At 63.7% G+C, this 10,456-nt stretch carries 11 protein-coding genes; 2 read left to right on the plus strand and 9 right to left on the minus strand.

Annotation, left to right across the window (positions count from 1 at the left end):
• Positions 1-27: 27 nt before the first annotated feature.
• From BP858_RS07430 to BP858_RS07440, 3 genes are all read right to left on the minus strand, one after another.
• Positions 28-558, minus strand: a complete 531-nt coding sequence (locus BP858_RS07430) for an LURP-one-related/scramblase family protein (protein WP_214166387.1) — start codon at positions 556-558, stop codon at positions 28-30.
• A gap of 172 nt (positions 559-730) precedes the next feature.
• A complete protein-coding gene (locus tag BP858_RS07435; protein WP_062266195.1) occupies positions 731-1,126 on the minus strand; it encodes an STAS/SEC14 domain-containing protein in 396 nt (131 codons plus the stop codon).
• Between the two features lie 128 nt (positions 1,127-1,254).
• The gene (locus tag BP858_RS07440) at positions 1,255-1,806 is read right to left on the minus strand and encodes an HdeD family acid-resistance protein (protein WP_074176018.1); all 552 of its coding nucleotides are present in this window, start codon (positions 1,804-1,806) and stop codon (positions 1,255-1,257) included.
• A 176-nt stretch (positions 1,807-1,982) separates the two neighbouring features.
• On the opposite strand from BP858_RS07440, the gene BP858_RS07445 reads away from it, so the two are divergent.
• Both BP858_RS07445 and cls read left to right on the plus strand, forming a co-directional pair.
• The gene (locus BP858_RS07445) at positions 1,983-2,537 is read left to right on the plus strand and encodes a small multi-drug export protein (RefSeq protein WP_214166388.1); all 555 of its coding nucleotides are present in this window, start codon (positions 1,983-1,985) and stop codon (positions 2,535-2,537) included.
• Positions 2,538-2,628: 91 nt separating this feature from the next.
• Positions 2,629-4,068 carry a cardiolipin synthase gene (gene cls / locus BP858_RS07450; RefSeq protein ID WP_214166389.1) on the plus strand — a complete coding sequence of 480 codons (1,440 nt, stop codon included), beginning with the start codon at positions 2,629-2,631 and terminating at the stop codon, positions 4,066-4,068.
• 9 nt (positions 4,069-4,077) lie between these two features.
• Here cls and BP858_RS07455 read toward each other — a convergent pair whose 3' ends face one another.
• The 6 genes from BP858_RS07455 to BP858_RS07480 all read right to left on the minus strand — a co-directional run bounded on the left by BP858_RS07455 (position 4,078) and on the right by BP858_RS07480 (position 10,139).
• Entirely contained in the window at positions 4,078-4,944 is an 867-nt protein-coding gene (locus tag BP858_RS07455) for a PHP domain-containing protein (protein WP_214166390.1), read from the minus strand.
• A gap of 77 nt (positions 4,945-5,021) precedes the next feature.
• Positions 5,022-5,633, minus strand: coding sequence for a hypothetical protein (locus BP858_RS07460; RefSeq protein WP_286879201.1), 612 nt, complete (start codon positions 5,631-5,633; stop codon positions 5,022-5,024).
• 138 nt (positions 5,634-5,771) lie between these two features.
• On the minus strand, positions 5,772-6,293 hold the full coding sequence (locus BP858_RS07465) for a DUF1269 domain-containing protein (RefSeq protein ID WP_062266179.1): 522 nt from the start codon (positions 6,291-6,293) through the stop codon (positions 5,772-5,774).
• 61 nt (positions 6,294-6,354) lie between these two features.
• On the minus strand, positions 6,355-7,377 hold the full coding sequence (locus tag BP858_RS07470; protein WP_214166392.1) for an AI-2E family transporter: 1,023 nt from the start codon (positions 7,375-7,377) through the stop codon (positions 6,355-6,357).
• Positions 7,378-7,432: 55 nt separating this feature from the next.
• Entirely contained in the window at positions 7,433-9,076 is a 1,644-nt protein-coding gene (locus BP858_RS07475; protein WP_062266174.1) for a SulP family inorganic anion transporter, read from the minus strand.
• Between the two features lie 31 nt (positions 9,077-9,107).
• Positions 9,108-10,139, minus strand: a complete 1,032-nt coding sequence (locus tag BP858_RS07480; protein WP_074176013.1) for an AI-2E family transporter — start codon at positions 10,137-10,139, stop codon at positions 9,108-9,110.
• Between the last annotated feature and the right edge of the window lie 317 nt (positions 10,140-10,456).

Genomic DNA, 10,456 nt, shown 5'->3' on the forward strand with positions numbered 1-10,456 from the left:
GGATGGGCCGGGGGGTTCGGGCCCTCCCTAATCGTGTGCCATCTGGTCGATTGCGGCCGTTATCGCAAGGATCAGTGCGTCGTCCTGTCCCGGGGCAATCTCCACGCCGTAGGTGTCCCTGACCCGGAACCACTTCTTCGAGACCTCGGCGACCCGGTCCCGCCCGGCGTTGATCCGGTACTCGTGGTCCAGGATGTTCCCCTGGACATCCATCTCCGGCCCGTCTGCCACCCTGACCGTCCACCGGTCGCGGAGCGGGGCGATCAGGGCTTTTTTGATCGTCGCCGCCACACCGCCGCCAGCCCGCTCGATCTCCATGGTGTCTTTGATGCGGAGCATCTTCTCCTGGATCTGGTAGAGGTCCTGCCCCTCCTTGTTCTGGAGGATCAGGGTGCTCCGCAGGCGCAGCGCCTTGCCGTTCACCTTAAACACCCGTTCTCCGGCGTAATCCTCGATCCAGTAGTCGTCCCCGATGGAGACGAGCCTCTCCCGCATCCTGTAGCGGTGCGCACCCTCCTCGCGGCCTCCCGGACCGCCTGCAACTCTTCTTCGCATCATGATTCATCGCCTCACAGGCTCTCTCCGGTCGGCCTTCCTCGTGGGGTCCCGGCCGGATGGTGCTGCCTGACGGTATCAGGTTAAAAACCAATCGGTCGTTAGGATCGGGCATCAAGGCGGCGCCGGCAGGAAGGGTGCGGGGTCCAGGCTGGCCGGAAGGTGGCTCAAAACCTCATTCAGCGGTCAGAAGAACCCGGACCAACCCTTCGCGCAGCCAGCCCCAGGCGTCCCGTTGGCGGCTCTCCGGGAAGTAGCGGACGTCAATGTCGTTAAACCCGACAAAGAGTGCGGGAAAACGATTCATCCACTCCCGCCACCGCTCTCCGCCGACAATGGCGATCCGGTCGACGCTCTCCATCCCCGGCCACTGCCTGAAGGCTTCCCAGCCCTCCCCCGGCCTCCAGCTCCGGAAGCCCTCTATCTTGAAGAGGATCCGGACCATCTGGTGTTCATTCATCGCTCGTTCGAGTTCCGGGATCAGGATGGTGGCGTAATCGCTCTCGCTCAGCTTCCCGTCGAACCGGAAACCGAGAACACTACCTGAACTCTCTCTCATCCGGTCAAGCATGGGTGCCCCTTCGGCCTCTGAATAGAAAAAGGCTACGGCCCCCTTCCTGCGGCGGGCACCCGCATCACAGCTTCGTCGGCATACCGGCCCCGCCCCTCCTGCCCGGCCGGTATACCGTGGGTATCTGGTTATGTATGCATCCGGAGCGCAACGATGATTGCCGCACACCCTCCGATGATCGCGAGGACCGCGAGGATCACGACAAGCGCAAGAGCAGCGACGAACGGGTTTGCCACCAGGATGAGCCCGAAGATGATGCTCACGATACCGAGAATCGCGGCACCCCAGCCGGCGCCCCCCAGTCCCCGTGCCAGCTGGACGGCACCGATGATCAACCCCTCCACACCGATGATGATGGCAAGGAGTGTCGGGAGGAGGATTGTGCTGTAAAGCGGGTAGGCCAGGACCAGGATGCCGGCGAGGATGCCGAGGACGCTGACAAGCATCTTCCACCAGAGGTCTGTCCTGTCCGAATAGAGGCTTGCCAGGACGAAGATACCATTAATCAACCAGTATATTCCAAGGAATACGACAAGGACGGCAAGCGTCCCGACTGGGTACACCAGGAGCAGGATACCGAAGACGAGGGCGACGATGCCCTGGAGCAGCACGAGCCACCGGGGCAGGGGAGCCGGTCTCGTGAGACCGGGCGTGCCGACGCCGAATGTTGCGTTCACCATAACGCCACCACGGGCAAGAGGTCTGGTCCCGGTATATAAACGTATGTCTTCCCCCGGCGGCGGGCGCCCGTATGGAGAATAGCCGGTGAACGGGTGCGAGAGACACCCTTTGAGCGCAAGTCAGGTGCGCCCTGGTGAACATGAGAAAGAGATATATGCGGCCCCGCTCTCCCTGCTTGCAAAGGCGGGACATGTTCCTCTCAGCGCTATTCATCTGGATTCGCCAGGCCATAAAGGCGCTGGCGGCGTTGTTCGTCTTCGCTACGCTCCTCCCCCTCGCTCTTGGTCTGGCTCTCGGCATCCCGACGGCACAGGTGTTCGGGCTGATCTCGTCCACCATCGTTCTCCAGGCAAACGCCGCCTTTGTCGGCGTGGGGATGGGAATGCATCCCGCCGCGGTCCTCATGATCATGACGCTGGTCGAGGTCGGCACCGTGCTTGCTATTCTGTTCGTTTGCGATGCGTTCGCCATCCAGTCGGTACGCGTCAGGGATATGCTCCGGCGCACTGAGGAGAAGATGCAGAGGGTACCGTATCTTGCGAAATACGGTGCAATAACCCTCATCATCCTCCCGGCGATGCCGGTCGTCGGCCTCTACTCGAGCGCCGTGATCGGGTGGATCCTGCGGTGGGACAGAGGTCTCTCCCTCCTCTTCATCACCATAGGCTGGGTTGCTGTCACGGTCTCTCTCATACTTGTCGCACTCGGGTTCGTGCGGGTGCTCGCCTGACGGGCCGGAGATCCCCTCCCCGGCAGACGGATATACTTCTATGGAGAGATAGAATGGTCATGCCCGGTTCCGGCAGGGAGGCAGCAACGGAATGGCCCTTGAGATAATACTTGCCATCATCCTGGTCCTCAACGTCATATTTGCCGTCACCATCGTCTTCTTCGAGCGGAGGAACCCGACGGCGGCCCTGGCCTGGCTGGTGGTCCTCTTCTCCCTGCCGTCGATCGGCTTTGTACTCTATCTGCTCTTCGGGCAGAACTACACCCGGCAGAAGATGTTTGTCGTCAAGAGGGAGGAGGACCGCCGGTTCCTGCAGGAGGTCTTCCTGGAGCAGTACCGTGAGTTTGCCGACCCCCACTACCGGTTCTCCACCCCCGAGGCTGAGGAGTTCCGCGAGACGATCTTTCTTCTCCTCCAGAACAACCGAGCGTTCCTGACCGGGGGGAACCGGGTCGATCTCTACACCCGGGGTAAGGATAAGTTCGACGCGCTCTTTGCCGCGATCCGGGGGGCACGCCACCACATCCACCTGGAGTACTTCGTCATCAACAACGACGAACTGGGGCGGGCGGTCGTCCACGCCCTCGCGGAGAAGGCACGGGAGGGCGTCGAGGTCCGCCTCCTCTTCGACGCGATGGGAACCCGTGCCGGGGGTGGGTCACGGAAGGCGTTCTCGGAACTGACTGACGCCGGCGGGGAGATCGGGGTCTTCTTTCCCTCGGTCTACCGGGTCAACTACCGCAACCACCGAAAGATCGCGGTCATCGACGGGACGGTGGGGTTCATCGGCGGGTTCAACATCGGGGACGACTACCTGGGAAAAGGTCCTCTTGGCCCCTGGCGCGATACCGCTTTCCGGATCACGGGGCGGGCTGTCCAGCTTCTCCAGCTCCGGTTCTTCCTCGACTGGCATTACGTGACCGGCGAGTACCCGGGGCCGGGGCCCCGCTCCCAATACTTCCCTGACCCCGGCGACCGCGGGACGACACCGGTCCAGATCGTCTCCGGCGGCCCGGATACCCGGTGGAACCCGATCAAGGAGGGCTACATCAAACTGATCAACTCCGCCCGGGAGTCGGTCTACATCCAGACACCTTACTTCGTACCCGACGATAGCGTCACCGACGCCCTGCGGATCGCAGCGCTCTCCGGGGTTGACGTCAGGGTCATGATCCCCTGCAAGCCCGACCACCCGTTCGTCTACTGGGCGAGCCTCTCGTTCATCGGCGATCTCCTCGACGCCGGGGTGCGGGCCTACACCTACGATGACGGGTTCCTCCACGCAAAGACGATCGTCGTCGACGGGAAGGCAGGGTCGGTCGGGAGCGCGAACTGGGATGTGCGGAGTTTCCGGCTGAACTTTGAGGCGAACGCCTTCTTCTACGATGCGGCGGTCGGGGCTGAACTTGCACGGGCCTTCGAGGAAGACCTCGTCGTCTCGACCGAGATCACGCTGGAGAGCTACCGGGCGCGGCCCCGCCGGGTCAGGATGAAGGAGTCGGTCTCCCGGCTCTTCTCGCCGCTCGGGTGAGAGGGCCGCTCACCCGTTCAGCCGGGCCCTGACGAACTTTCTGATCCTGGGGAGGCTCTGCTCCCAGCGTGCCTGGAGGATGGGGACAGTGTAGGGGAGGTGGTGCGGGAGGACCGCGGTCCCCATCACCGCCTTCTCGACGAGCGGCCGCTCGTGGCCGATGATGACGGTCTCTCTCCTACGGACGGCTTCCAGGAACTCTTCTGCGGTATCGGCCTCTGCGCAGGTGACGACCCCGCCGAGTTCATGGAGGAGGTGGCCGTCGGTTCCGCCCGTCCGGCCGAGGCCGTGGGTGGTGGCGAGTTCGGCCGCCTTCTGGTTGTGGGACCGGGCCATCCCGCCGCAGATGACCTCGAGTGCGTCGAGGCGGGAGAAGACCTCTTTGCCGATGTAATCCCCGGCGACGCACCGCTGAACTCCCCGGTTCAGGAAGGCGTAACCACAGGGGTGCGCCTCGACCGTGATGCAGGGGTAGCCCTCGCCCGCCTCGAGGATACCGGCGGTGTCGAGGCGTATCGCGGTGAAGGGGCCGGTCCTACGGTTCTTCTCGACATGGTGGCTGTAGAAATCGACGAGGTCGGAGACCGCGGAGAAGTAGAGGAGGATGTGCGGGCCGTCGTTGGCGCTGACCTCGATCCCTGGGATGAGGGGGACGCGGCTCTTCTGCCGCCCGGCCTCAAGCACCCCGCCGACCTCGTTATGGTCTGTGATCGCAAGCCCGATCCCCCGCCGGGCCGCGAGTTTCAGTGCGTCCCGAACGCGGGTGGCGGAGTCGGAGTAGCGGGTGTGAAAGTGCAGGTCTGCCGGGAGCAGCCCGAGCCGCCGGATCTCTTCCGGTACGGGCTTTTCGAATATGATGTCTTTATAATAGCGCATGGGATCGCTGTCTGCCTGATCACCGGTAGGTCGCCGGGGTAAAAAAGGGTTCCCTGCCCGGGGGTGATGTCCGCCCGTCACTCTCTCCGGGGTTCTTTTGGGACCATCTTCCCGGTGAGTTCCTCTTTTGAGAACTCTGAGAGGTACCGGTTCCCGGTGAGTGCAACGATGACCGCCCCGATGAGGACGAAGATCATATCAAGCATGGTATCGTCGAGGCCGTGCTGGAGGTTTGTCCCGAGGAAGGTGTCGAACAGCCATTCATAGATCTCCCAGAACCCCTCCATCGCCATCGCGAAGATGATGATGAACCCGACGATCATCCACCGGGAGAGGTTGAGCCTGCTGAACCGGTCGAGGAGCAGGACTGCGACGAAGGCGAGCACCGAGACGGTTATCCCGGAGATGAGGTGAGCGACCTTGTCGTAGTAGGGGTAGTAGATCTCGTAGAACCCCCTGACTCCGCCCGCCACATGGAGGTAGAGCGAGAGGGCGACGAGGAGGTTGATCTCCCAGGGGAGCGTGATGTTCCCCCGGCGGGTGACGATGGCGGGGACCAGTGTCAGGCCGAGCGCAAGGACGCCGCCGAAGACCTGCGAGTACTCACCGAGCGAGAGGGCGATGAAGATGTTTGCGGCGATGAGGAACTGGAAGAGGTAGGCAAGGTAGAGGCCGAAGGGTCTCTTCATACATCCATATGTTACGGTGCATCGTTAAACGTCCTCCTGCCTGCCCCGGCCCTATCCCCGGCATCACCACCGCTCAAGCCTGATATCAGTGCCCGCAACCGTCCTGCTCCGTGCAGATAACCCCCCTCGTATTCCCGCTTACGCCGAGGGCGGCGGCACTTCTGCTTTTGCCGGTACTCCGGCCCCGAACGCTTCGCGGAGGTTCGCCTCCTCTGTCTCAGAGAGCGACGTCCTGATGACATGGCCTCCATAGTCCCTGATGGCGTCGACAACCTTGTCAGGCGTCATCTTCTTGATGAGCAGGAATACCGCGGAGTTGCCCGGGCCGACGCTCTCCGCGACCTCATTTATGAATTTGTCGTCGATGCCGTAGTCTGAGAAGCGTCCGGCGAGTGCGCCGGCGATAGCGCCGATGGCAAGCCCGAAGATCGGCGCTAAGAAGATCAGGCCGATCAGGAGCCCCCAGAAGGCGCCGGAGAGCGCCCCCAGGCTTGCGAGATCGGTGGACTGCTTGATCTCGGTCTTCCCGTCCCGGTGGTGGACGACGACCACCAGGTCCTCCAGTTCGATGACGTGCTCCTTCGTCAGGCTGACCAGCCGGTCTCTGACCCGGAACGCGGTATCCTCGCCATCGTAGGCGATGACAACCAGATCGCTCATACATACCCTCCTGAATAATATCCGGCACAGGATATATCACGGGGTATATAACGCCTCCGGCCTACTCCCGCCGGTCCCCTGCGTCCATCAGTTCACCAATCCACCGTGTCTCATCCCAGCTCTCGAGGAAGAGTTTCACCGCGATCGTCAGCGGGATGGCGAGGAAGACCCCGACCGCCCCGAGGATGAGGCCCCAGAAGACGACGGAGAAGAGGACGACGAACGGCGAGAGGTTGAGCCCCTGGCTCGCGATCTGGGGGAAGATCAGGTTCTCGGCGGCGGCGTCGATGAGGGCGATGGCGATGATGACGGTGACCGCGCCCGCCGGCCCGATCCCGACCAGGGCGAGGAGCGTGGGCGGGATTGCGGCAGCGACGAGACCGATGTAGGGGACGTAACTGAGCACGAAGGCGACGAACCCCCAGAGCGCAGCGAACTCGACCCCGAGGATGTAGAGGAAGAGCCCGGTCCCGACACCGGTGACCAGGTTCACTTTGGTCCTAACCACAACGTAGTCGATGAGGAGCCGGCCCGACTGCGAGAAGTGCCGGTAGAGGGGGCTCTCCGCCCCGAGGTGCCGCTTGAGTCCGGATGCGAGCCGGGGCGCCTCAAGGAGGAGGAACCCGATAGCGATGAAGACAAGGAAGGCGTCGAAGGCGATGCTCCCGACCTGCCGGGCGAGTCCGGCGACCTCCCTGACCACTGTTCCCTGGTCGATGTAGTCCCAGATCCGGATGCTGCCGGGGTCGATGCCGTAACTGGCGAGGGCGGCCGCCTGCGCCTCGAGCGCCGCCCGGTAACGGGGCAGGGAGAGGAGAAACTGTGTGAGGGCCGCCCCGAGGAAGAGGGCCGCCCCGACGAGGATTCCGATGAGCCCCGCGACCACCGTCCCGGCGGCGATGACCGGCGGCACCCCCCGGCGTGTCATCCACGCCATGGCGGGCGCGGTGATCATAGCGAAGAAGACCGCGACGAGGAACGGACCGAGGATCGGCGTGGCCGCCCTGACCCCTGCGAGGACGATGACGACCGCCGCTCCGACGATCGCGATGCGGGCCGGGGGGGAGAGACTTTCGCCGGTCATATCCACAGAACAGGTATTGGGGCTTTCCGGAAGAAAGAGTTTTCCAGGCGGGGCCTCACCTGCCGGCCGCCCGGATAGCCTCGAAGATCGACTCGCCGATGACCGGTGTCGCGACGAAGATATTCTCCGGGCCGATGACCTCCGTCGCTCCGGTCTCGCTGAGGCCCGCAAGGAGCCCGGGGTCGACCTCAGCGAGGATGAGCCGGCTCCCGTGGGCGTGAACCTGCCGGGCGTACCGCTCCAGCATCCGGAAGAGCCCGGTCCCGGCCTCGACCTGCCCCCGGAGGGCAAGGATCACGACGGCGCCCCTCGCTCCTTCGGGGGACGGGAGCGATCGCTCGATGGCCTGGAGTGTGGCGAAGAAGACGTTGCCTGAGATCGAGAGGGCGGTGACCTGCCCCTCCGGGAGCCGGTCAGGCGCCCGCTCTTCCCGGAACATCCCTCCGCCCACCGGCACGAGGCGTACCACGGAGGCCTCCCGGGTGGAGGTGACCAGGTAGATGGCAAGCGAGAGGAAGACGCCGATGTAGATGCTGTACTGGAGCGGGAGCACCTGGGTGGAGAGAAAGGTTGCAACCATCGCCCAGCGCCCGGAGCGGGAGTACTTCCAGATACAGACGATCTCGTGAGGCCGGCACATGAGTTCTGCCCCGATGAGAATCAGGAGTCCGGCGAGAGCCGGGAGGGGTATCAGTTCCGCGAGCGGCCCTGCAAGGAGGATGAGCAGTCCGACGATGACGCCTGAGAAGAGGTTTGCTGCCCGGGTCTCTGCCCCCGCACTCACGTTGAGTGCTGTCGCCGAGAGTGACCCGCTCGCCGGTGCGCACTGGAAGAGACTCGTGAGGATGTTCGTGATCCCCTGCCCCCGGAAGTCCTGGTTCACGTCGGCGATGGTCCCGTCAGGCTCCGGGGTCTTCTCCGTGACTCCGACAGCCATCACAAGCCCGAGGATGGCGAGGGCGAGCGCCGGGACGAGGAGCCTGGGTGCGAGGGCAAGGTCGGGGATGACGGGGGCGGGGAGGCCTGCCGGGATGGTGCTGATATCGCTGACGAGCGCGACCTCGATCTGCGCGGCCCGGACGATGAGGGTCGCTATGATGATCGGGAGGAGCAGGGCAGCGGTGCGGAGGTGCGGCACCCGCCGGAAGGCAAGGACGAGCCCGGTGGTGAGGAGGCCGACCGCGAGAGCCTGGGGGTTGATATCGCCCGCGTGGCGGAGGAGGTCGGCCGCCGCAAAGATCCTGATCCCGCCTTTCTCGAGTTCGTACCCGGTGAGGTTCCCGAGTTGCCCGAGGATGATGAGAAGCGCCCCCCCGATGATGAACCCGGTGAGGACGGCGTTTGATATGAACCGGGTCAGGCTGCCGGCCCGGACGAGCCCGAACCCGAACTGGAAGACCCCGACAAGGAGCGTCAGGACAAAAAGGGTGGCGGGGATGTCGGCCTCCGGGATGGGGGCGAGAACCGAGTAGATCGAGACCGCGAGGATGTTTGAGAGCATCACCTTGAGATAGGAGGAGCCGGTGAGGAGTGCCCCGATCGCTGTCGCGAATGTGGCGGTGTAGAGGCCGTAGACGGGGTTGACGCCGGCGACGATGGCAAACCCCATCGCCTGCGGGATGCCGACGAGGGCGGTGGTCGTCCCGGCCATGAGGTCGGCCGGAAGGCTCCTCCTCCACCGCTGCTTCCGGGCAGGCATGCTCCGGAAGGGGGCGGAGCGCGGGATATAGTTACCCCTGACCGTTGGCCGCCGTCGCCTCCTCTTTCCCGGACCGGAGCTGCGCGATGAGGAGCTCGTAGGCGGAGACCAGGAGTGCGGCGAAGAGCGGGCCGAGGATCACCCCGAGGAGCCCGAAGAGCGCAAGCCCCCCAAAGAGGCCGATCATCATCAGGACGGGATGGATTGCCGTCCGCTTCCCCATCATCTTGGGCCGGAAGTAGAAGTCGGCGGACCCTGATATCAGGGGGTAGCCGACGACAAGCATCGCGACGGCTCCGGGGATGTCGCCGCAGGCGAGGGCGTAGATGGCAAGGAAGATGATCAGGAGCTGGGGTCCGAGGAACGGGACAAGCTGGAAGATGCCCATCAGGACCGAGAAGAAGAGGACGTGGCCGTAGCCCCAGAGTATGAAGAAGGGGATGGAGACGAGGAAGGTGATGAGTGCCACCTGGGCGTTGACGATGTAGACGGCGTAGAGGGTGTCGACGGTCTTTCCTGAGAGGCTGTTCACTGAGGCTGCGAGGCGCCCGGGGAGGACCGACCGGAGTTCCCGCGCAACGTGATCGCCGGAGAGGACGAAGAGGTAGAGCGCGAGGAAGAAGATGAACGCCTTTAAGAGGATTATGGGGAGGTCTCCGGCGATGTCTTCGATGTAGGCACGGAGGGCACCGACGACGGCCCGGAGGGTTCCCGCGAGCATCTCGGGGGAGAGGGCGCCGGCGCCGGGGAAGGTCTGCACCCAGCGGATGATGGTGTTTGCCATGCCGAAGATGTAGTCGATGTTTGTGTAGATGATCGCCGCCGTCAGGACGAGTATTCCTGAGACTACGGCGAAGGAGAGTGTCGTGATGATGACGGCGGCGGTGCGGTCTGAGGAGTAGCGGCCGGCCAGGCGCTGCTTGAACGGGACGAGGACGGCAGCAAGGGAGAACGCGAGCACCACGGCGTCGAGGAGGGGCCAGAAGGCGATGATGATCCCGATGAGGATGAGGAGGGCGAGGATCAGCGTCAGGGGGTCGATGCCGGAGTCTCTGTCGGTCATTTGGTTATCATATGATGGATGGGGGTATGAGTCCTTCGAAATATGATGGGCGGCATCTGGAGGAGTGCGGGGATTTTATGGGTTGGGCTTATGGTCTAGCTGGTTGTGACGTCGCCGTGGCAGGGCGAAGATCGTCCGGGCTGGACCGGGGGTCCGGATGGGGCAAGATCTCACTAAACTTGGAGCGTAACGGTTATCTGGGGCAGGTATGCGGCCTTCTTGATGGATGGGGCTTATGGTCTAGTTGGTTGTGACGTCGCCGCAGATAGGCGACATCAACCGGACCACCACTAGTAGAGCATTTCATCTAAAATTTC

The organism is Methanoculleus sp. UBA413 (assembly GCF_002502935.1).
Classification (GTDB): domain Archaea; phylum Halobacteriota; class Methanomicrobia; order Methanomicrobiales; family Methanoculleaceae; genus Methanoculleus; species Methanoculleus bourgensis.

Coding starts and splice junctions, on each gene's coding strand:
- BP858_RS07435 (WP_062266195.1), bottom strand. CDS start 1,126: ATGCTTGACCGGATGAGAGAGAGTTCAGGTAGTGTTCTCGGTTTCCGG.
- BP858_RS07470 (WP_214166392.1), bottom strand. CDS start 7,377: ATGACCGGCGAAAGTCTCTCCCCCCCGGCCCGCATCGCGATCGTCGGA.
- BP858_RS07430 (WP_214166387.1), bottom strand. CDS start 558: ATGATGCGAAGAAGAGTTGCAGGCGGTCCGGGAGGCCGCGAGGAGGGT.
- cls (WP_214166389.1), top strand. CDS start 2,629: ATGGCCCTTGAGATAATACTTGCCATCATCCTGGTCCTCAACGTCATA.
- BP858_RS07460 (WP_286879201.1), bottom strand. CDS start 5,633: ATGAAGAGACCCTTCGGCCTCTACCTTGCCTACCTCTTCCAGTTCCTC.
- BP858_RS07440 (WP_074176018.1), bottom strand. CDS start 1,806: ATGGTGAACGCAACATTCGGCGTCGGCACGCCCGGTCTCACGAGACCG.
- BP858_RS07465 (WP_062266179.1), bottom strand. CDS start 6,293: ATGAGCGATCTGGTTGTCATCGCCTACGATGGCGAGGATACCGCGTTC.
- BP858_RS07475 (WP_062266174.1), bottom strand. CDS start 9,076: ATGCCTGCCCGGAAGCAGCGGTGGAGGAGGAGCCTTCCGGCCGACCTC.
- BP858_RS07455 (WP_214166390.1), bottom strand. CDS start 4,944: ATGCGCTATTATAAAGACATCATATTCGAAAAGCCCGTACCGGAAGAG.
- BP858_RS07480 (WP_074176013.1), bottom strand. CDS start 10,139: ATGACCGACAGAGACTCCGGCATCGACCCCCTGACGCTGATCCTCGCC.